We start from the raw sequence: 19798 nt of genomic DNA, 5'->3' as shown, positions 1-19798 counted from the left end.
GCCAGAGCGCGCTCGCAAGCCGGGCGCGGAGAACGAGCACCACCATCGGGGAGAGCAACATGAGTGAATCCGTACGTTTCGAAGACAAGGTCGTGATTGTGACTGGCGCCGGAGGCGGGCTGGGGCGCGCGCACGCGCTGTTGTTCGCTCGACACGGGGCACGCGTTGTCGTCAACGACCTGGGCGGTTCGGCGCATGGAGAGGGGGCCAATGCCTCGGCGGCAGATCGTGTCGTGGCGGAAATTCGCGAAATGGGCGGTCAAGCCGTTGCCAACCATGATTCAGTCACCGATGGCGACAAGATCGTACAGAACGCGCTGGATGCGTTTGGGCGGATCGATGTCGTGGTCAACAATGCCGGCATCTTGCGCGACAAGAGCTTCGCCAAGATGGAAGACGCCGACTGGGACCTGGTTTACCGCGTTCACGTCGAGGGCGCCTACAAAGTGACCCGCGCCGCGTGGCCGCACCTTCGGGAGCAAAACTATGGCCGCGTGATCTTCACGTCTTCAACCTCCGGCATCTATGGCAACTTCGGTCAGTCCAACTACGGCATGGCCAAGTTGGGGCTTTACGGCCTGACCCGCACGCTGGCCCTTGAAGGCCGCAAGAACAACATCCTGGTCAACGCCATCGCGCCCACCGGCGGCACGCGCATGACCGAAGGCCTGATTCCGGCCAGCGTCTTCGAGTTGCTCAAACCTGAACTGGTAAGCCCGCTGGTGGTGTACCTGGGCAGCGAGCAGTGCCAGGACAGTGCCGGCCTCTACGAAGTCGGCGGCGGCTGGATGGGCAAGGTGCGTTGGGAGCGCAGCCTCGGCGCCGGTTTCGACCCGCATACTGGCTTCACCCCGGAAGACGTTGCTGCGCAATGGGGCACCATCGGTGACTTCACCGACGCGGCACATCCGGCGGACAACGTCGAGGCCTTGAAAGAGATGATGGCGAACTTGCAGAAGTTTGGCGGCTGATTCATTTCTGAGTGGTTGATAGCGGCCAGTTCGAGTGATCGATCTGGCCGTTTTTGTAAGTGTTTTATTTTGTTGGTTGTAGGATTGTTCTCTAAATAAGGCAATGATTCCGTCTTCGAGAACAACCGTTCAACTTGCCTGCCCCCGTGTCCGACATCCCTGAAGACCACATTTATCTTCGGGAGGCAGCATGATCGGTAATTTGAGCAAGGTTGATCAACGGCTGAAAACGTACTTTGCGGTTCCAGACAAACGCTTTGAGGTGAAGTCGGGATTGAGTCCTCAGGAAGAGGCGGTGAAGCAGCGGGTGCGTCAGTATTGGGCGGACAAGAGCATACCGGAATCCAAAAAGCTCGAAGGTTTGAACATCGATTTGAGCGGGTTTGATCCGCGGAACACCAGTAACAGACAATTGCTCGAAGTCGGAACGCTGTTGGCTGAGCAAGGATTGATCGATACCGATCTTGTGCGTTCACTCTCCAATCTAAATGCAAAGTTTGATGCGTCCGGGGAAAACATCTCTATGGATACGGCATTGAACGCCTATGACTATTTGACGTCGCAGTTCGAGCGATTGACGGACTCTGTTTATAAAGGAAATGAAACAGCAGAGGGCGAATTGATTGAGATCAATGCGTCGCTCTCTGTGTTGATGGCACTTGAGAAGTACGCCAAGGCGCCTCGGGAGCGATCGTTGGTGAACATTCGAGTGTGAATGGTCAATTTATACCCATGCAGCAAGGCGCCATGACGTGGCGCCACGGTGGTCCTTGCTCGCTAGAAAATTTCCTTCATGCCGAAACTGTATGAGCCTACAGGCAGTGCTTTGTAGATGAACAGGATGAATAATTATTTATCGCTCTTGTCGAGTGTGCACAGTATCCAATGAGGATTCATTAGATCACTGGCGTATTAAGTCGAAAGGCTGGATGCCTTCGAGCGCAGTGGTCGTTACATTGGAGATGTTAACGTGCTTAAAAAATACAGGTTGCCTGCCGATCACGACCTGACCCCTGACATTAAAATGGAGGTCACCGCGGACGCTACTATGGGCAGGCTTCATGCCACGATGATAGATATCATCCGGAGTACGCCCTCCCTGTTCAAAATCGCTCGGCGTTTTCTGAATGAAGAGATGCAGATGGCCGCAAAACGGTCAAATCCTGATGCATTGTTTGTTAATGAATTCGATGCTCAGGGCAATGTGGTTTCGTCCATGACGGCGACGCAGGCGCTAATGGGGACGTTGCTCAAGGGTCCCACTTATCTCAACCGTTCTGACCTGGTAGTTGCGCTGCGACCGGATTCAAAACGTGGCATTGATGAGGAGCCCGACTTCCATCTGGCGAAACTGCAGGACGTGTACGCCCGCATCGGGGCGCGCATAAAGGATGCGGTGGGGAGGACTTGGGACGAGTCGGTGACCGTCCTTTCACCCTTGGATAAACAGGATGACTGGGCCGGCTCACGGCGTGGCGTGTTGAAACGGCTCTACGTGCAAGTCCTGTTTCAGGAAATCGATATTGCTCTTGATCGCAGGGAGTTTGATGAAGCAGACGCCGAGCACTGTTCCACAATGCTGAAAGGCTCCGGCATCGACGGCTTCTCGTCGCTTGAACTGCGGATAGCCGATGCGGGAGGCTCGCGGGTCATGGGCGCTTTGGTGTGTGCGCCCGATGAGACGGGGCCTGTTTATCTGTTTCAACTTTCACACGGGTGGAAACGTTACCCGTCCAGTCAAGCGCTCATCCAGGCCGTCCTGGAGTACTGTTCGAGCGGCCACGAACTGCACGAGGCCCTGATGAACGCGTTGCCTACGCAAGCGGCTGCCGCTCTGGAGGCTGCCGATGAATCGTCTATTGCAGTGGAATTGATTCCGCTTGAAGACGAGTTTCATCATGTGTTTCTGGATACGGTCATCAAAAAACAACGAGCGGACATCCAGTACGAATTGGCTACGGCGGATGACGAGGAGCTGGAAGCACTGTGGGCGCGGATCGATCACGCGATCGAGCTGGGCGACCTGGAAGACGTTGTTTTTTGCCGTATGTCGAAGTTGTACGGCGAAACACAATCCGACAATGAACCCGAATGGCTGAAGGGTGCCGACAACGACTTGCGTAAGCAGTACTTCGAATTGGACGAGCAAAACGATCTCGCCGAAGCCGGTATGAGTGAACTGTTCGCAGAGGTCGGTCATATTCAGGACTATGCGCGGCATCAGCTTATGCAGGGGATGTACAACGCGTTGTATTACACGGTGGAGCCGGCAGAGGTCATTGTCGAATTAAGGGAAACGTTTGATTTCAGAGGCAAGGGCGATGAGAAGCCTCGTATGGAAGCGATCGTTCGTAAAGCTTCGCTGCTGGACTTGGCAATAAACGGAATGCCTTACATGACGCCCGGCAGCGTGGGCGTCACGTTGCCGGAAGGTCACGAGCATCCAGCGTTTGACGGCGGTTTCTTCATAGATCTTCTGCGCAAAGTAAATATTCCTGTTCGTTATGGCGCTGCACTCGAGGCGCTTTATCGCAAACCTGAAGTAGAACAGGCGATCGGCCATTTCTTCGGTCGAGGTCTGGTGTCGGCGCTGCTGGCGGCGAGGATGCAAGGACAGCTCTCCGAGTCCTCCTATGAGCAGGTCGCGCGAGCGTTTCAGGACAAAGTGATGCCGGAAAGTATCGTGCTGGGCAAGTTGAGGCTGAAACAGAGCGACGAACGTTTTGAGGATGTGTTGACCATAGAACTTAAAGGTCAGGGCCAATGGATTCTCTATGCACCGGGCGCGCCGGAAAGAAGTGTTTTCGAGCTTTCCGATTTCAATCAGGTGTCGCGTACGGTTTTTCGCTGGACCCGACACACCGAAGGCGCGGATTACATGAGGGCCCAGACCACTGTCAGTACGGTCGACCTGCCAGGCTATCTAAGGCGCCGTACTTCAACGCCGCGCACGGACTGGACCGATGACCGTCTGGTTGTCGAGCCATTTGAGGGCAGTGATATCGACAGCATCCTGCTCGATGTCGCCCGTCACAAGATCAGCCGCCAGGTCGAGCGGGGTGGTTACGTCTCTGCGTCGAAACTCTATGTCCTGCGCCCGTCGATTATCCAGGAGTTGATTACCCTCGATAACCGTATCGAGGGGCTGGAGTCCTTGTATTCGAGGCACTCCAGTGTTCGCCCTTACGCCGTTCAGGCCCACAAGAAGTGCATGGAACTGGTTAACAGGCACGTAGAGGAACAAGGGGGCACCACCGAGATAGACCCTGATACCGTGTTCTTCGATCTGAGGAAAGGCGCAACGCGCGTAGACGATCCGGCGGCCGAGAGCGACGGCAATTACCGAACGCTAACGGATCTCTTTATGGAGGGTTTCTCACGCGACAACTACATCTTTAATACCGACGCCATCATGTATTCGGCGGTAGGGCAGGACCTTTCCTACTTGTCGACGACGTTTGTGGATCAAATGATTCGCGAGTCGAATTTCGGCAGCGACTATCTGCGTGTTGTCGAGGGCGAACAGAATCTCACGTTGTTGGCGAGTCAAAAGAGACAATCGATATTTGTACAATCACTCAAATTCAAACTTAAACGTGCCGCGCTGGCCGAGCATATTTCCGGGCGGTTGAAACCCAGTCAGCTTGAATGGATCAGTATGCTCACCGGAACCCTTTCCGAAGACGCTGACCCTTCCATCGCGCAGACTCGCCGAGGCTCTCGCATCGCCCCTTTGTGTCTGGTGAAAGGCGTACCGGTCGCGGGTTGCTATCTGTTGAGCATCGAAGGGGAAAAAGATCCCGATTTTTCGCTGGCCTATACGCCCGACGCGCCAGACGGCGTTGAAATCCGGCGGGGCAGCGATGTGATCATTGCCTTGCGCAGCGGGCAGATGAGGACCTATTTCCATCACAGGACCGAATCTGGTCAGTGGGGGGCCATGGCTCGCAAGCTTCACGACATCGCGACTCATGGATCTGTGGACTCAAGACAAGGCAAGCCCAGGATGGGGGACCGCCTGCCTGTGCCGGTCGATGAAGTGCACAAAGTCAGTGACCTTAAAAACAACAGCTACCGGGACAGTTGGAGTTGGACATACACCAACTACCTGCAGCAAATTCATGATGACGTAGACCGTTTGACGGAAACCGTGAAGGAACGGTTCGCACTCAACCTGTATCTGGACGTGAGGAAATGGGGTGGAAGGGTAGTGAAAATCCTGCCCGCACCGTTTTTGCCGTTGAAAGTCATCTGGCACCTGGCTCACATGACAGTCGATCTCGTACGGGCCAAGCGGGCTTATGACGCAGGGTATACCTATAAAGCCCTTGCGCTGCTGGTCAGCGCTGCGAGTGAAGCGTTCGCGGCTCAGAAACACACCCGCAAGTACATCAAATGGCGAAAAACCAGGATTGAGGCGAAAAACGCCGCACGCGCGGAGCGCAAGTTCAACTCGGTGATCGACGTGCTCAACCCGGTAGTGCGCTGACTGGTCCCGTGTGGTCAATGCAGCGCATTGGCCGACGGCAGCGTTTTGAGGCGTTGTTCCAGCCTCAGGCGCTGCACAGGATCGTCACTCAACAACAACGCATGCTCCAGGTCGAAACGCTCGGCCTGCGGGCATTCGAGGCTTTGATACAGGCTGGCGCGGGCGAGGTAATCGCTGGTGTTGGCCGGGCCGAGTTCCAGCACCCGGTTTGCATCTTTGAGCGACGCGAGCAAGTCGTCATTGAGCTGATGCAGATGCCGCAAATTGCGCGACAGACGCTGAAGCATGGCTTGAGGCGTTGCGCTGCGCATGTGTTCGGACTTGAGCGGCATGTCCGGTCCAAACTGGCGCAGCAATAATTCGCGGCAATCCTTTGGATACAGCCTGCGGCCATCGCATGGGTCCAGCGTATGGTCGGCGCCGGGTACGCGCAGCAAAAAATGCCCCGGAAAATTCACACCTTCCAGCGGAATCTCCATACGTCGGGCCAACTCCAGCGCAACCATCGCCAGGCCCAAGGGCTGTCCACGCCGACGTTCCACCACCTTATTCAGCAACGCCACCTGAGGTTTGGGCTGGGCAACGTCGTCCTGTTGAAAACCGATCATCGCCATCTGCCGCAGCAGGGGCTGAGCCAGTTCGGCAGCCGGTAATAATGGCAGCGAGGCACTGATTCTGCGCTGCAATTGAGCGATCAGTTCTTGTGTTTCGTTTGGGTCGACCCTGGCGTCGTGCTCGACCGATATCCACAGCGCTGCGTCGAATGTCGACGGGGGCGTGCGCTGCAGGCAGTCGAGGCAGTGTTGGCGTGGATTCATCGACTTCTCCGATTGGATAAGGCGTCTGAAACAGTATCCTGGATGCTCCGTTGTAGCCCTGGCGGCGACGTTCGTCCAGTGCCGAATGTTGGCTGAAGCACTCGGCCGAACGTATGCCGACAGATTGTCTGCATATGTCCGACAAGCCCCGTCGTTTTTTCTGCCAGCGCCTATACTCGCAATACAAAAAAACGGGAGCACTGCCTATGTTCGCTCTCATGCAAAGCTCACGCGTTCAATCGCTGCACATGATCGTCGATCCACACACATGCCTTAAAGCCGTGGTCGCGATCCATAGCAGCCGGAAGGGCCCTGCTCTGGGTGGCTGTCGCTACCTTTCCTATCCAAATGAAGAGAGCGCCATCGAGGACGCTATTCAATTGGCCAGGAACATGAGCTACAAGGCGGTTCTGGCTGGCTTGTCACTGGGCGGTGGAACGGCCGTTATTCTGCGGCCTGCGCATGTACCTGATCGCGCCGCGTTGTTCGAAGCCTTTGGGCGGTTCATCCAGACGCTGGATGGCCGCTACATCACGGCGATGGACAGCGGCACGTCCAGCGAAGACATGGATTGCATCGCTCAATACACCCAGCACGTCACCAGCACCACTGAATCGGGCGATCCCTCGGCTTACACCGCCATGGGCTTGTACGCCGGTATTCGCACCACCGCCATGGCGCGGCTGGGCAGCGATAACCTGGAAGGGTTGCGCGTGGCGATTCAAGGATTGGGTCACGTGGGTTACGCGTTGGCAGAGCAACTGCATGCGGCGGGCGCCGAATTACTGGTGGCCGATCTCGACAGCGGCAAGGTGCAACTGGCGATGGAGCAGATGGGCGCCAAGCCCATCTCCAGCGAGGCCTTGCTGAGCACGCCTTGCGACATTCTGGCGCCGTGCGGACTGGGCGGTGTGCTCAACAGCCACAGTGTCACCAAGTTGCGCTGCGCGGCCGTGGCCGGTGGCGCCAACAATCAACTGAGCTGCCCTGCCATCGCCGACCAGCTCGAATCTCGCGGCATCCTCTACGCACCCGACTATGTGATCAATTCCGGTGGATTGATCTACGTCGCGTTGCAACATCAAGGAGAAAACCAGAACACCATCACCGCACATCTGTCCCAGATAGGGACACGGCTGACTGAAGTATTTGCCCATGCCCAGGCGGAGAAGCGCTCACCCGCGCGGGTAGCCGATGCATTGGCAGAACGCCTGTTGAATATCGAATAGGCGCCTTACCGGCGCCTTTCGAACCAAGCTCGCGACCACAAGTGGCGAGTGGTGACCATCACGCGTGCATCGCATACGCGCCGCCGCGTGCTCAGGAGTGTGCAATGTCCAATAACAAGATCGATCTTGCGTACACCCGTTATCTGTCCCCCGACGGTCGCCTGACCGGAGAACTTCCTCCCTGGGCCGATGACTTCAACCTGCTCACCCGTCTCTATCGCCAAATGGTGCTGACCCGACTCTTCGATCAGAAGGCTGTCGCGTTGCAGCGCACGGGGCGCATCGGGACATACGCCCCGACGTTGGGCCAGGAAGCCATCGGTGTTGCCATCGGCAGCCTGATGCACCCTGAAGACGTGTTGATCCCTTATTACCGCGACACGGCCGTGCAGTTGATGCGCGGCGTGCGCATGGAAGAAATTCTGCTGTATTGGGGCGGCGACGAGCGCGGCAGTGATTACGCCGAACCGGCCGTGGCGCAGGACTTCCCGCTCTGTGTCCCGATTGCGACCCAGGCGCTGCATGCCTGTGGCGTAGCAAGTGCCTTCAAGATTCGCGGCGAGCATCGCGTGGCCGTGACCACCTGCGGGGATGGCGCCACCAGCAAGGGCGACTTTCTCGAGGCCTTGAACGTGGCGGGCGCCTGGCAATTACCCGTCGTGTTCGTGATCAACAACAACCAATGGGCGATCTCCGTGCCCCGGCGTATTCAGTGCGGCGCACCGACGCTGGCGCAAAAGGCCATTGGCGCCGGCTTTCATGGCGAGCAGGTGGACGGTAACGACATCCTTGCCGTTTACGATCGCATGCAGGTTGCGCTGGAGCGCGCACGCAAGGGCAAAGGGCCGGTGCTGCTCGAATGCCTGAGTTATCGATTGGGCGATCACACCACCGCCGACGATGCCACGCGCTACCGGGCGGCCGAGGAAGTGAAGCAGGCGTGGCAGGAAGAACCGATCAAACGTCTGCAGTCGTTCATGGCCAGTCAGGGCGTTTGGGACGAAAACCGCGAACAGGCGCTGATCGCCGAATGCCAGGGCCTGGTACAGCAGTCTGTGGATAACTTCGAACGCGCAGGCAATCAGGCGCCCGAATCGGTGATCGATCACGTGTACGCGAAGTGGCCTGCGCCGCTGGCCGATCAGCGTGAATGGTTCCTTGAGCGCGTGGCGCGTCGCAATGGAGGTGCCGGTCATGGCGAATGACATTCCCACAGGCGATAAAAAGCTGAGCCTGCTGGAGGCTGTGAATCTGGCGATGCACCGGGCCATGAGCGAAGACGAAAACGTCGTGGTGCTGGGCGAAGACGTCGGCGTCAACGGCGGTGTATTCCGGGCCACGCAGGGCCTGCGCGATGCCTTCGGCTTCAAGCGCGTAATCGATTCACCTCTGGCGGAAACCATGCTTGGCGGACTGGTCGTCGGCATGGCCGCGCAAGGCCTGAAACCCGTGGTGGAAATCCAGTTCATGGGCTTTATCTATGCGGCCATGGAGCATCTGGTTTCCCACGCCTCACGCATGCGCAATCGTACGCGCGGTCGGCTGAGTTGCCCCATGGTCATGCGCTCACCCATGGGCGCGGGGATTCGTGCGCCGGAGCACCACAGCGAAAGCACCGAAGCGATGTTCGCCCACGTGCCGGGCTTGCGCGTTGTCATCCCGTCGTCGCCCGCCCGGGCCTACGGTTTGCTGCTTTCGGCCATCGATGATCCCGATCCGGTGATTTTTCTGGAGCCCACACGGCTTTACCGAATGAATCCGCAGACCTTGGTCGACGATGGCAAGCGCCTGCCGCTGGACACCTGTTTCACCCTGCGTGAAGGCAGCGACATCACCCTGATCAGTTGGGGCGCGAGCGTCCACGAAACCCTCCAGGCTGCGAATGCTTTGGCTGAACAGGGCGTGTCGGCGGAAGTGATCGACGTGGCGTGCGTCAAACCGCTGGACCTCGACACACTGGAGGCCTCGGTGCGCAAGACCGGCCGCTGCGTGATCGTCCACGAAGCGCCTCGCTCGGGTGGGCTGGGCGGGGACATTGCCGCAAGCCTTTACGAACGTGTCTTTCTGGACTTGCAGGCGCCCATTCAACGGGTCACCGCGCCGGACATTCCGCCGCCGCTGTACCGGTTGGAGCAGCTGTACATTCCCAGCGTTGAAGACATTCTTCATGCCTGCGACAGCGCTCTGAATTTCGCCTGACGGCCGAGGAGGCTTGCGATGAAATATTTCAAACTGCCCGACCTGGGCGAAGGGTTGCAGGAAGCGGAAATCGTCGAGTGGCACGTCAAGGCCGGGGACACGGTGAAAGCCGATCAGCTTGTGGTGTCCGTGGAAACCGCCAAAGCCATCGTTGACATCCCCGCGCCGTATGACGGTGTGGTGGCGAAGGTCTACGGCGGCGATGGCGACATCCTGCATGTCGGTGAGCCGCTGATGGCGTTCGAGGGCGAAGGCGATGCGGGCACGGTCGTTGGCCGTCTGGAGGGCGGGGGCAACAGCCAGGACGACCAGTTCTTCGTCGGCGCTGCGCCTTCGACCCGTGAGCACATGTCGACCCGCGCCACACCGGCGGTCCGTCAACTGGCGCGGCAACTGGGTGTCGATCTTAACGCGCTGAGCGGCTCGGGCAGTGACGGCCTGATCACCCGGGCCGATGTCGAAAACGCCTCCCAGGCGGAGCGCGACAAGTTTGGCGGCGAAAAACTGCGCGGCGTGCGGCGCAGCATGGCGCTGAACATGGCCAAGTCCCACGCTGAAGTGGTCCCGGTGACGATTTTCGGTGACGCCGATCTGCATCGCTGGGGTTCCGCGCGCGATCCGCTGATTCGTATCGGCAAAGCGATGGCGGCGGCGTGCAAGGTGGAACCGGTATTGAACAGCTGGTTCGACGGCAAGTCGCTGTCGATCAAGCATCACGACAACCTGGACCTGGGGATTGCCGTGGACACGCCCGACGGCTTGTTCGTGCCGGTCCTGCGCGATGTGGGAAATCGTCAGTCGGCTGACTTGAAAGAGGGCATGAAGCGCCTGCGGGCAGACGTCAAGGCGCGCTCGATCCCGCCACGGGAAATGATGGGGGCGACGATCACCTTGTCCAACTTCGGCACGCTGTTTGGCCGTTACGCCAACCCGGTCGTGGTGCCGCCGCAAGTGGCAATCATCGGCGCAGGCGGCATTCGTGAAGAGCCGGTGGCCATGGACGGGCAGGTAGTGGTTCACCCGATCCTGCCGTTATCGCTCACCTTCGATCACCGCGCCGTGACCGGGGGTGAAGCGGCACGGTTTTTCAGGGCGTTGGTGGATGAGTTGGAAAAGCCGGAGTAGCTACAAGTACCGCGCACGTATTGCGCACCGCAAACCCTTGTAGGAGCGCGCTTGCCCGCGATTGCGGTCTGTCAGTCAATAGATGTGGCTCAGGCAGACGGCAATCACGGCAAGCGCGCTCCTACAGTGATCCACCCCCTCCCGTTACGCGAACATTTCTCAATTTCGATTTTATTCCATCCGGCTTTGTATCGGACTGTGTACGGCTGCCCGGCAGATACATCTGCTCAGGCTTCAGTGCGCAGGGCGACACAGACGGGATACAGGCCCGCGATTAAATCTCCTCACCGAAAGGCGCCGCCGGTTTCAACGTTGAAACCCGAGAAGGATGCCGGACTCGGCCCAATCCCTAACGCTTTGGAGATGACCATGAACACCAAATATGCCGCTCTTGCCGCGACCCTTGCTTTGTCACTGACCGCTCTGGCCGACACCGCTTCCGCCGCCGATCAGGCCAGCCCGAAGGAGAAATGCTACGGCGTGTCCCTCGCCGGTCAGAACGACTGCGCCGCCGGCCCAGGCACGTCGTGCGCCGCCACTGCGGTCGCGGACTATCAGGGCGATGCCTGGGTGCTGGTCGACAAAGGCACGTGCACCACCATCAAGACGCCCAAGGGCTTTGGCTCGTTGACGGAACAGAAGTGATGCGCAGCTCGATGCTGGCGCCGACGCTGCGGGCCGCCATGCCCAGTGCGTTGCTGTTGATCGCCCGGGTCGGCATTGCATCGGTGTTCTTCCTGTCGGGACGCACCAAGGTCACAGGTTGGCTGACGATCAAGCCGTCGACGTTTCAGCTGTTCCAGTACGAATACGCGCTGCCGTTGATCCCGACCGATCTGGCAGCACACCTGGCGACCTATGGCGAGCACCTGTTTCCGATGCTGCTGGTGCTTGGCCTGCTGACACGACCGGCTGCCGCTGCGCTGTTGGGCATGACGGCGGTGATCGAGATTTTCGTGTACCCGAACGCCTGGCCAACCCACCTGACCTGGGCCGGATTGCTCCTGCCGCTGGTGGTGTATGGCGCCGGTGGCTGGTCGTTGGATCAGCTGTTTTTCGGACGGTCTCGCGCCGCCCGCCATTGAGTTCGCAACACACAAAAAAATGAAACCTGAGCGGGGCTGCACAAGCCCCCGGAGAGTCACCATGCGTACAGTTTCCAAACTTGCCCTCGGCGTCATGGCCGTGGCCGCTCCGTTCTTTGTCTCAGCGGCGACGCCTGCTGCGGCACCGGCAGGACCGACGGGTGCGAAAAACATCGTGATCGTCCACGGCTCTTTCGTTGACGGTTCAGGCTGGCGAGTCGTACACGACATCCTGATTCACAAGGGCTACAAGGTCACCGTAGTGCCTCAGCCTGCGACCAACCTGGACGAAGACATTGCCGCCACCCGCGAAATTCTTGACCAGCAGGTCGGCCCGGTGGTGCTGGTCGGTCACAGCTCGGGCGGCGGTGTGATCAGCGCAGCTGGCATCCGCGACAAGGTCAAGGCACTGGTCTACGTGGCCGCACTGCAACCTGAAGTGGGCGAGAGCATGGGCCAGTTGATTGCCTCGATGCCGGCGCCAAGCGATGACGTGCGACCGACTCGCGACGGTCATCTGTTTTTTGATCGCGCCAAATTCAACGCCGACTTCGCGGCGGACCTGACCACCAACCGCACCGATTTCATGGCCGCTTCCCAGCCTGCTGCGACCGCCGCCACCTTCGGTGCGCAAGCCTGGGCCGCGGCCTGGCACAACAAGCCGACCTACGCAATCGTTGCCACTGACGACCGCGCGCTAAGCCCTGATCTGCAGCGCTGGATGTACAAGCGCGCCGGTTCCAGGGTCACCGAAATCAAGGCCAGCCACTCCGTGTACATCTCGCAGCCTGAAGCCGTCGCTCAGGTCATCGAAGACGCCGCGCTGGCCGTCAAGTAACGCCGGCGTTTACGCCACCGATTCAACACACCTTTATTGATTTATCCCGACCGCAACTGGAGAACACCATGATCGCTTCGAACAAATCCCGCTTCAGCATCGCCACCGCCGCCGCATTGATCGCCCTGGCATCGGCTTCCTTCAGCGTTGGCGCATCGGCTGCCGATGCCAGCGCCGAAAAACCAGGCCGTTGCTACGGCGTCAACGGGTGCAAAGGCGAAAGCCTGTGCGCGACCGCCAAGAACGACTGCAAAGGCCTGAACAGCTGCAAAGGCCAGGGCGTGATCGTCAAAACCCCCTCCGAATGCCTGAAAGCCGGCGGCACCCTGACCGAGCCTAAATAAGTCGGGTGACAGAGCCCGTCCTGTGTGACGGGCTTTTTTGCCTTTTACCTGCCGTGGGACGGTTCGGTCGCTTTGGATCGGCTGCATCGCTGTCGACTGAACGCCAACCATCGTCAGCCCCTTCAACGGAGTACGCATCATGTCAGCAGTCTTTTCAGGGTACGGGCTGGGCCTGCGCCGCGAGCACTATCGCGACTTTCTGGAGACCCAGGTTCCGGTGGATTTCGTCGAGGTCATCTCGGAAAACTTCATGGTCGAGGGCGGACAGCCGCGCAACATCCTGCGTCAGGTCCGTGAGCGTCATCCGGTGGTGCTGCACGGTGTGTCCATGTCGATCGGCTCGGCGGACGGGCTGAACCCCGATTACCTCAAACGCCTGAAAAGCCTGGTCGACGACATCGAACCGTTGTTCGTCTCCGATCACCTGAGCTGGTCGCGCATCGGCGGCTTCAACTCTCACGATCTTTTGCCAGTGCCGTACACCGACGAAGCACTGGAACGGGTATGCGCCAACATTCATCACGCTCAAGACGTGTTGGGCCGGACCCTGCTGTTCGAAAACCCCTCCAGCTACCTGAGCTTTCCCGACGCCGCCATGACCGAATGGGAATTCATCGCCGAGATGTCCCGTCGCACCGGCTGCGAACTGCTGCTCGACGTCAATAACGTCTACGTCAGCGCCAGCAATCATGGCTTCGACCCGTTGGCGTTTCTCGATGGAATTCCCGCCGAACGCGTGCGCCAGATTCACCTCGCTGGACACAGTCAGGGCCCCGATCTGTTGATCGACACCCACGACAGCCCGGTGTGCACCGACGTCTGGCACCTGTACGCCAAAGCCATTTCGTTGCTCGGGCCGGTCGCCACCATGATTGAACGCGATGACGATATTCCGCCCCTGGGCGAACTGCTGCAGGAGCTGTCCATCGCTCGTGCATTGGGCACTGCCGAAACCGTTCGCCGCGCAGGAGATGCCGCATGAATCTCGCCGAGATGCAGCGTGATTTTCAGTCCTGGCTGGTCGATTCGTCCGAAGACGCGGCCGATCGTTTGAGCGTCCACGCCGCTGCAGGCCTCGCGGTGTATCAGAACAACTACCGGGCGCAGCTGGTGAGTTGCCTGAAACATGCCTTCCCGCAACTGCGCAGCTGGCTGGGCGAGGAAGCCTTCCGTCACACGGCCATCGACCATATCGAACACTTTCCTCCTTACGCCTGGACCCTTGATGCCTACGCCGAGCATTTCGACGAGACCCTGCGTCGACGGTTTCCCGAAAACCCTGACATCCACGAGCTCGCCTGGATCGAACAGGCCTTGAGTGAGGCGTTAGTGGCGAAAGATGCCACGCCGCTTTCCCCCGACGCATTGGCGACCGTCGACTGGGATCACGCCCAGTTGCGTTTCACGCCGTCGTTACGGATACACGTCATGACCACCAACGTCGAAGCGGTCTGGTCGGCGCTATGTGAGGGGCGTACGCCACCGGACAGCGAAATGCTGGCAGAGGCGGGTGGCCTGATCGTCTGGCGGCGTGGGTTCACGTCGCGGCTGAAAGAGGTCGACGCCCTGGAATACCTGGCGCTGGTTCAGCTCCAGCAGAACGGCAGCTTCATCGACCTGTGCGAGATGCTCGTGGCTCGGCTGGGTGAGCAGGACGGCGTGGCAAGGGCGGGTGCGTTGCTCGCGAGCTGGCTTGGCAGCGAGTTGATCATTGGTGTTGGCCCCAACGTGCTGCAGGCGTGTGCCGAGGCCGTCAGCGTTGGTGCGTAACGGGAGAAGGGGGAATCCGGGTTAATACGGTCCAGGTAAGGGAACCTATACCTGTGGGAGGGAGCTTGGCCTGGGCCGTATCTGGACGAAGAGGTCTGTGCATCCGCCGTATCCGGATGTCCTGACCGCGGCTTCGTCCGGATGCGGCCCAAACCAAGTTCGCTCCCACACGGGATTGCAGCAGATTACTCGGCCGCGTCACTCAGCAATTCATTCAACGCATCGGGTTGGTTCTTGAATGCGCGCGCGAAGACGTCGCGGTTCTTCGCCATGTAGATGCCAGCCTCTTCGACCTGTGCTTCGGACAGGGAAGGCACGGCTTTACTCAATACGCTGGACAGCAGCTCGGCGAGTTCGAGCATTTTGTCATGACGGTCAGCTTCGGCTTTATCCATGAACAAGCGCTCCAGATCTCGGCTGCTGCGGTATACCACTTCGACGGCCATTTACCACCTCATATGCCTTCACGATAGTTTCTTTATCGGATACTGTGTTTATATACAGTGCGCAGCATAAGGGAATCGATGCTGCTTGGGTAGTGGCAATTCACAGGCATTTTTAACGCCAGATTGTGCCTTGCGACATCCGGTCACGTTCTCAACCATAGCTAATGGCCCCTTAAATGCTTGGCCAATTGCGTGCGCACAAGCGTCATGCGCACGCGGCATCATCCGATCTGGGTTACTCAAGGAAGTACATCGTGAAAATCAACTGGGCCGAATCCCTTCGTCAGCACGTACACAGTTGCGCTGAGTCGCTGGGCAACCTGTTCGTCGAGACCTTCCATTACCTGGCGCTGTTCGCCATCGGCGCGGTCACCGCGTGGGCTGCGGTCATGGCGTTTCTGGGCATGCTGGAAAAAGGACACATCACGGTCGATGACATCTTGCTGCTGTTCATCTACCTGGAGTTGGGTGCGATGGTGGGGATCTATTTCAAGACCAACCACATGCCCGTGCGCTTCCTTATCTATGTCGCGATCACGGCGCTGACCCGTCTGCTCATCTCCGACGTTTCGCACCATGCGCCGCCGGATCTGGGTGTTGTGTACCTCAGTGGTGCGATTCTGCTGCTGGCGTTCGCGATTCTTGTGGTGCGTTACGCCTCCTCACAATTTCCGTCGGTGAAGGTCCCGGACCCTAACGGCAAGACGAAAGGGGCGGTGATCGACGAGAAGGGCGAGTTATAAATGACGTTTTGCCGGCCTGAATGAAAAATGCCCCGTCGATGCGGGGCATTTTTCTTTCTGCATGATGATCAGGTGATCAATTCACCCAGACTCCGACATGGTAATGCCAGCCGTCGCCCCGGTTTTCCCAGTACGGATGCTGGTAACGATAGCCAGGCCGCACAGCTTCCCAGTGGCCATGAACCGGGACATAGCGGTTGCCGTTCCAGCGCCAGTAGCCGCGGGACCAGATGTAGCCGGGGCGCGGTGCCGGTTCTTCTTCAATAATGCGTTCCGGCGGCGCCTGCGGGGCGATGACTTCGACGTACTCGGCGCGCGGCGGCGGTCCGCGCCGCTCATGCACGACCCTTTCTTCGACGCAACCGGTGGCCATCACCAGAACGCCAGCCAGCGCTAAATATCGTAAATACATGTCGCTACCTCGAACGTGTCCACATCCGGCCACCACCCGTTGCGTTGCTCAGGGCGTGTGGGCTCGATACAGAGTTGTTGTAACAGGTCGTTTCTGTCTGAGGGCTGAATCGGCGGGAAGTTAAAGCGGAGAAGCGATCACCGGCATGGCGACAGGACAGCAGGCGCGAAGGGGAGGCGATTCATCGAGTCGCCTCCGTCAGGTCCGCGTCATTGCTCAGAGGCCTATTGCCTGATTTGAACGGTTGAGCAGGCGGGCGTTGGCGGCCGGCGGTGCCAGTTGTTTTACGTCGCCATCGGTCATGGCGGCCAGGATCTTGATTGCGCTGTGACCTTGTTCGATGGCGATGCCGAATTGCACGCTTTCGATCAAGCGACGCAGGCGCTTGGGTGAATTACGTTGTTCGGCGCTGATCAAGCGTTTAGCGACCACACCTGACTCGTTGGAGAGTGTCAGCATGATGGTTCCGTCGAGGCCCTGGATACTCAGATTGACCCGGTAGTCTGGGTGAAAAGCATCGGTGATCTGTTGAAAAGGATTGTCCATGGCCTGTTACCTGATTATCGATCTGCATGAATTGACTGAACGTTTGTCCTTTTAGTTCTCGACGCAGGATCAACGGTATAAATAAAACTGCGTCTGTGTTGGCGAGTCAGCTGCCCATCGGGCCGGAAGGGGCGAGGTTTGCAGAGGTTGGAGGCTCGACGTTCTGACACTTGCAGGGTTCGGGCCATGCGGGACCGGCGGGGCTTTTAAAGTGATCATGAATCCTTTCAGCGCTGAAAGTGTGATCAGGTTTACTCTTTTAGATTAATGATTAAGTAGTAGCGAAATGCTGCTCCAGTTGCACGCAGGCACCATTAGGGCGCTGTCTGCATGGTTTGTGTGCGCGTTTCAATTGAAATAAAAAGGGCGGGCCTGTCTCCACAGGCCCGCCCTTGTTTATTGAATGATTGACTGTTTCAAGCCGCCGGTTTAACCGTGCAGGGCGTCGTCTTTTTCCAGAAATTCTTCCTGTAGCAGGGCGTCGGGATTGTCCGATTCGTTGCCCCGAACACTGCTCAGCGTGGTGACACCGCCGCGTTTGCTGCGCAGTTTGCCGAACAAGTGTTCCAGCGCGTGATCGAGTTTCACGGCAGCGCCGTCCACGGCCTGATCCAGTGAGTCGGCCTTGTGGGTCACGGAAATAGGTTGGTGTCCTTTTGGCCGGGCTTCCATCTGGCAGCGGATGTCATGCGGGCCGGGCTTATCGCCATTCTCATCGCGGATGTGGACTTCGACGCGGGTGAGATCTTCTTCGTAGCGTTCGAGCGTGCTTTCAACGGTGGTTCGTACCCACTCCTCCAGTCGGATGCTGCTTTCGATGTGGTTATCGCTATTGACCTGGATTTGCATAGTTCTTCCCTTACTTTGGCTTGCTCGGGAGAGTCTCGACGACACTGAAGTTTTCGTCTGCCCTCAGTCACAGTGTTGGCGCCGATGAAGAAACAATTCAACCCCCAGATGCGAGAAAATATTTCCAGGCCAGAATCCTCAGCGGTCTGGAACACGGCTCATGGGTGATACCCAGGATCACGTCACTGGGGGATCACCTCGTAAAAACGGGGGTTTGCCGTCATATTCTTTTGCGCATGAGAATATTTATCATTAATATCGCGCGATGATTGATCTCCCTCCACCCGCCCTCGACTCGGTCCCCTCCGAGATCGATCAAGACGCCCCGAAAGCTGCTCGCGCACGCTTTCTCAAGGTGTTCCTGTCCCAGCGCCCGCAAATGGAAGCGCTGGTGAGTCGGCGTGTCGGGTGCCGTGCGACGGCAGCCGATCTGGTGCAGGACCTGTTCGTCCGGTTCTGGCGACGTCCGCTGGTGCAGGTGGAGGAGCTCAACACCTACTTGATGCGTTGCGCGGGCAACATTGCCATCGACCATCTGCGCAACGAAGGCACCCGCGCCCGGCTTCATGAAGCGCTGATATCTGACGAGCAGGAACTGTGCAGCGACGCGCCGCAGGCCGCGCTGGAAGCCAGTAACGATTTGCGACACATCGAAGCGGCACTGCGCGGACTGCCCGACAAAACGCGGCAGATCTTCCTGCTCAACCGCATTCACGGTCGCAAATACGGCGAGATCGCCACCGTCATGGGCCTTTCGCAGAGCGCGGTGGAAAAACACATGATGCGCGCCTTGCAGGCCTGCAAGGCGAGTCTGGAGCAGGGGCCCGGGCGGGTGATCCCGCTCGGTGCGAAGTCCGGGGACGCTCGTCGATGAAAGCGCCTTCGGACCCAACCTTGGTCATTACGCCTGAACATCACGAAGCCGCCCTCAGCTGGTTGAGCGTGCTGCACGATCAGCCGACAGTGGCCGAACAAACGCGTTTCAGCCGCTGGTTGCAGGCCGATCCCGCCCATGCCGAGGCCTATGCCCAGGCGCAAGTGATGTGGGAGATGACCGAGGAACCTGCGGCGAAGCTGGCCGGTGAAGACGCCGTCGCGCTTGCCGCGTTGCTCAAGGCAATGGATGCCCCGCGTACTGCGGTTCGCCGCCACACGCTGATGCGCTGGAGCGCCGGTCTGGCGATGGCGGCCTGTCTGGTGCTGATGATCGGGGTCGGCCTGGGCTTTCAGCCGCAGCGCTGGATCGATGATCTCGGTGCGGATTACGTCGCCGCGCCGGGGCAGGTCCGCAGCGTGATGCTGGCCGATGGGTCGCAGGTCACGCTGGATGCCGACAGCGCGATTGCAGTGCATTTCACTCAGGGCGAGCGCCACGTCGAATTGCGTCGGGGGGCCGCTTTCTTCCAGGTCACGCACACCGGCGAGCCTTTTGTGGTCGAGGGTGGAAAAGGTGAAACGCGAGTGCTGGGTACACAGTTCGAAGTGCGCCTACAGCCGAACGGGGCGCAGGTGACCGTGCTCTCCGGGCGCGTAGGGGTCAAGGCGGACGTGGGCGAGCCGCAGCAGATCCTGACGGCGGGACAGCGGGTCAGTTACGACCTCACCCATACCAGCGATCCGAGCATTGTCGACAGTGAAAAGCAACTGGCCTGGCGTCAGGGTTGGCTCAATTACTACCGCACGCCGCTGGCGCAGGTGATCGACGATCTAAGCCGGTATTACCCCGGGCGCATCGTCGTGCTCAACGACCGGTTGGCCGCGAAGACCGTCAGCGGCAGCTTCCCCAGCAAAGACCCGCTGGCGGTGCTGGCCGCGTTGAAGTCAGTGGTCGGGTTCGAGCAGTACGAGGCGTTGGGGCGGGTGATCGTGATCCGCTGACCGAGCAACAGCACATGCCCTGTGGGAGCGAGCTTGCTCGCGAGGGCGTTGTGTCA

At 59.0% G+C, this 19798-nt stretch carries 21 protein-coding genes; 16 read left to right on the top strand and 5 right to left on the bottom strand.

Annotation, left to right across the window (positions count from 1 at the left end):
- Positions 1–59 precede the first annotated feature (59 nt).
- The 3 genes from ABDX87_RS09465 (at position 60) to ABDX87_RS09455 (ending at position 5460) form a co-directional block, all read left to right on the top strand.
- Positions 60–971, top strand: coding sequence for an SDR family oxidoreductase (locus tag ABDX87_RS09465; RefSeq protein ID WP_346832627.1), 912 nt, complete (start codon positions 60–62; stop codon positions 969–971).
- Positions 972–1161: 190 nt separating this feature from the next.
- Positions 1162–1686: a hypothetical protein gene (locus ABDX87_RS09460; protein WP_346832626.1), complete on the top strand. Its 525-nt coding sequence runs from the start codon at positions 1162–1164 to the stop codon at positions 1684–1686.
- A 255-nt stretch (positions 1687–1941) separates the two neighbouring features.
- Positions 1942–5460, top strand: a complete 3519-nt coding sequence (locus tag ABDX87_RS09455; RefSeq protein WP_346832625.1) for a dermonecrotic toxin domain-containing protein — start codon at positions 1942–1944, stop codon at positions 5458–5460.
- Positions 5461–5474: 14 nt separating this feature from the next.
- Here ABDX87_RS09455 and ABDX87_RS09450 read toward each other — a convergent pair whose 3' ends face one another.
- On the bottom strand, positions 5475–6278 hold the full coding sequence (locus ABDX87_RS09450; protein ID WP_346832624.1) for a SirB1 family protein: 804 nt from the start codon (positions 6276–6278) through the stop codon (positions 5475–5477).
- A 206-nt stretch (positions 6279–6484) separates the two neighbouring features.
- Between ABDX87_RS09450 and ABDX87_RS09445 the strand changes: the two genes are divergently transcribed.
- The 10 genes from ABDX87_RS09445 to ABDX87_RS09400 all read left to right on the top strand — a co-directional run bounded on the left by ABDX87_RS09445 (position 6485) and on the right by ABDX87_RS09400 (position 14868).
- Positions 6485–7507 (top strand): Glu/Leu/Phe/Val dehydrogenase family protein, encoded by a 1023-nt coding sequence (locus ABDX87_RS09445; RefSeq protein ID WP_346832623.1) that lies wholly within the window; start codon positions 6485–6487, stop codon positions 7505–7507.
- Between the two features lie 104 nt (positions 7508–7611).
- Positions 7612–8712, top strand: coding sequence for a pyruvate dehydrogenase (acetyl-transferring) E1 component subunit alpha (gene pdhA / locus ABDX87_RS09440; RefSeq protein WP_346832622.1), 1101 nt, complete (start codon positions 7612–7614; stop codon positions 8710–8712).
- Entirely contained in the window at positions 8702–9706 is a 1005-nt protein-coding gene (locus ABDX87_RS09435; protein ID WP_346832621.1) for an alpha-ketoacid dehydrogenase subunit beta, read from the top strand. The genes pdhA and ABDX87_RS09435 overlap by 11 nt, the downstream gene beginning before the upstream one ends.
- 18 nt (positions 9707–9724) lie before the next feature.
- Complete coding sequence (locus ABDX87_RS09430; RefSeq protein WP_346832620.1) at positions 9725–10831, top strand: dihydrolipoamide acetyltransferase family protein; 1107 nt, start codon at positions 9725–9727, stop codon at positions 10829–10831.
- Positions 10832–11200: 369 nt separating this feature from the next.
- Positions 11201–11476, top strand: a complete 276-nt coding sequence (locus ABDX87_RS09425) for a BufA1 family periplasmic bufferin-type metallophore (protein WP_346832619.1) — start codon at positions 11201–11203, stop codon at positions 11474–11476.
- On the top strand, positions 11476–11916 hold the full coding sequence (locus ABDX87_RS09420; protein ID WP_346832618.1) for a DoxX family protein: 441 nt from the start codon (positions 11476–11478) through the stop codon (positions 11914–11916). Before ABDX87_RS09425 ends, ABDX87_RS09420 begins: the two co-directional genes overlap by 1 nt.
- Before the next feature lie 61 nt (positions 11917–11977).
- Positions 11978–12754: an alpha/beta fold hydrolase gene (locus ABDX87_RS09415; RefSeq protein ID WP_346832617.1), complete on the top strand. Its 777-nt coding sequence runs from the start codon at positions 11978–11980 to the stop codon at positions 12752–12754.
- Between the two features lie 68 nt (positions 12755–12822).
- A complete protein-coding gene (gene bufA2 / locus ABDX87_RS09410) occupies positions 12823–13098 on the top strand; it encodes a BufA2 family periplasmic bufferin-type metallophore (RefSeq protein ID WP_346832616.1) in 276 nt (91 codons plus the stop codon).
- Positions 13099–13237: 139 nt separating this feature from the next.
- Positions 13238–14080: an MNIO family bufferin maturase gene (bufB, locus tag ABDX87_RS09405; protein WP_346832615.1), complete on the top strand. Its 843-nt coding sequence runs from the start codon at positions 13238–13240 to the stop codon at positions 14078–14080.
- Complete coding sequence (locus tag ABDX87_RS09400; RefSeq protein ID WP_346832614.1) at positions 14077–14868, top strand: DNA-binding domain-containing protein; 792 nt, start codon at positions 14077–14079, stop codon at positions 14866–14868. Before bufB ends, ABDX87_RS09400 begins: the two co-directional genes overlap by 4 nt.
- 185 nt (positions 14869–15053) lie before the next feature.
- Here ABDX87_RS09400 and ABDX87_RS09395 read toward each other — a convergent pair whose 3' ends face one another.
- A complete protein-coding gene (locus ABDX87_RS09395) occupies positions 15054–15314 on the bottom strand; it encodes a YebG family protein (protein ID WP_074753647.1) in 261 nt (86 codons plus the stop codon).
- 254 nt (positions 15315–15568) lie between these two features.
- Here ABDX87_RS09395 and ABDX87_RS09390 point away from each other — a divergent pair, with 254 nt between their 5' ends.
- Positions 15569–16057 (top strand): phosphate-starvation-inducible protein PsiE, encoded by a 489-nt coding sequence (locus ABDX87_RS09390; protein ID WP_346832613.1) that lies wholly within the window; start codon positions 15569–15571, stop codon positions 16055–16057.
- Positions 16058–16133: 76 nt separating this feature from the next.
- Here the strand turns inward: ABDX87_RS09390 and ABDX87_RS09385 are convergent, their stop codons facing one another.
- The 3 genes from ABDX87_RS09385 to ABDX87_RS09375 form a co-directional block, all read right to left on the bottom strand.
- Complete coding sequence (locus ABDX87_RS09385) at positions 16134–16469, bottom strand: YXWGXW repeat-containing protein (RefSeq protein WP_346832612.1); 336 nt, start codon at positions 16467–16469, stop codon at positions 16134–16136.
- Between the two features lie 216 nt (positions 16470–16685).
- On the bottom strand, positions 16686–17015 hold the full coding sequence (locus ABDX87_RS09380; RefSeq protein WP_346832611.1) for a DUF3509 domain-containing protein: 330 nt from the start codon (positions 17013–17015) through the stop codon (positions 16686–16688).
- Positions 17016–17444: 429 nt separating this feature from the next.
- Positions 17445–17864 (bottom strand): HPF/RaiA family ribosome-associated protein, encoded by a 420-nt coding sequence (locus tag ABDX87_RS09375; protein WP_346832610.1) that lies wholly within the window; start codon positions 17862–17864, stop codon positions 17445–17447.
- Between the two features lie 265 nt (positions 17865–18129).
- Here ABDX87_RS09375 and ABDX87_RS09370 point away from each other — a divergent pair, with 265 nt between their 5' ends.
- The gene (locus ABDX87_RS09370; protein WP_346832609.1) at positions 18130–18738 is read left to right on the top strand and encodes an RNA polymerase sigma factor; all 609 of its coding nucleotides are present in this window, start codon (positions 18130–18132) and stop codon (positions 18736–18738) included.
- Positions 18735–19742, top strand: a complete 1008-nt coding sequence (locus tag ABDX87_RS09365) for a FecR family protein (protein WP_346832608.1) — start codon at positions 18735–18737, stop codon at positions 19740–19742. Before ABDX87_RS09370 ends, ABDX87_RS09365 begins: the two co-directional genes overlap by 4 nt.
- The last annotated feature ends 56 nt before the right edge of the window (positions 19743–19798 follow it).

Source organism: Pseudomonas abietaniphila, assembly GCF_039697315.1.
GTDB lineage: Bacteria > Pseudomonadota > Gammaproteobacteria > Pseudomonadales > Pseudomonadaceae > Aquipseudomonas > Aquipseudomonas abietaniphila_B.
The sequence above is the reverse complement of the archived record's forward strand: the minus strand, read 5'-3'. Positions and strand labels throughout refer to the sequence as shown.

Bases quoted from the DNA above. Each gene is read 5' to 3' on its own strand.
- ABDX87_RS09465 (WP_346832627.1), top strand. From the start codon at position 60: ATGAGTGAATCCGTACGTTTCGAAGACAAGGTCGTGATTGTGACTGGC.
- ABDX87_RS09460 (WP_346832626.1), top strand. From the start codon at position 1,162: ATGATCGGTAATTTGAGCAAGGTTGATCAACGGCTGAAAACGTACTTT.
- ABDX87_RS09450 (WP_346832624.1), bottom strand. From the start codon at position 6,278: ATGAATCCACGCCAACACTGCCTCGACTGCCTGCAGCGCACGCCCCCG.
- ABDX87_RS09445 (WP_346832623.1), top strand. From the start codon at position 6,485: ATGTTCGCTCTCATGCAAAGCTCACGCGTTCAATCGCTGCACATGATC.
- pdhA (WP_346832622.1), top strand. From the start codon at position 7,612: ATGTCCAATAACAAGATCGATCTTGCGTACACCCGTTATCTGTCCCCC.
- ABDX87_RS09435 (WP_346832621.1), top strand. From the start codon at position 8,702: ATGGCGAATGACATTCCCACAGGCGATAAAAAGCTGAGCCTGCTGGAG.
- ABDX87_RS09430 (WP_346832620.1), top strand. From the start codon at position 9,725: ATGAAATATTTCAAACTGCCCGACCTGGGCGAAGGGTTGCAGGAAGCG.
- ABDX87_RS09425 (WP_346832619.1), top strand. From the start codon at position 11,201: ATGAACACCAAATATGCCGCTCTTGCCGCGACCCTTGCTTTGTCACTG.
- ABDX87_RS09420 (WP_346832618.1), top strand. From the start codon at position 11,476: ATGCGCAGCTCGATGCTGGCGCCGACGCTGCGGGCCGCCATGCCCAGT.
- ABDX87_RS09415 (WP_346832617.1), top strand. From the start codon at position 11,978: ATGCGTACAGTTTCCAAACTTGCCCTCGGCGTCATGGCCGTGGCCGCT.
- bufA2 (WP_346832616.1), top strand. From the start codon at position 12,823: ATGATCGCTTCGAACAAATCCCGCTTCAGCATCGCCACCGCCGCCGCA.
- bufB (WP_346832615.1), top strand. From the start codon at position 13,238: ATGTCAGCAGTCTTTTCAGGGTACGGGCTGGGCCTGCGCCGCGAGCAC.
- ABDX87_RS09400 (WP_346832614.1), top strand. From the start codon at position 14,077: ATGAATCTCGCCGAGATGCAGCGTGATTTTCAGTCCTGGCTGGTCGAT.
- ABDX87_RS09395 (WP_074753647.1), bottom strand. From the start codon at position 15,314: ATGGCCGTCGAAGTGGTATACCGCAGCAGCCGAGATCTGGAGCGCTTG.
- ABDX87_RS09385 (WP_346832612.1), bottom strand. From the start codon at position 16,469: ATGTATTTACGATATTTAGCGCTGGCTGGCGTTCTGGTGATGGCCACC.
- ABDX87_RS09380 (WP_346832611.1), bottom strand. From the start codon at position 17,015: ATGGACAATCCTTTTCAACAGATCACCGATGCTTTTCACCCAGACTAC.
- ABDX87_RS09375 (WP_346832610.1), bottom strand. From the start codon at position 17,864: ATGCAAATCCAGGTCAATAGCGATAACCACATCGAAAGCAGCATCCGA.
- ABDX87_RS09370 (WP_346832609.1), top strand. From the start codon at position 18,130: ATGATTGATCTCCCTCCACCCGCCCTCGACTCGGTCCCCTCCGAGATC.
- ABDX87_RS09365 (WP_346832608.1), top strand. From the start codon at position 18,735: ATGAAAGCGCCTTCGGACCCAACCTTGGTCATTACGCCTGAACATCAC.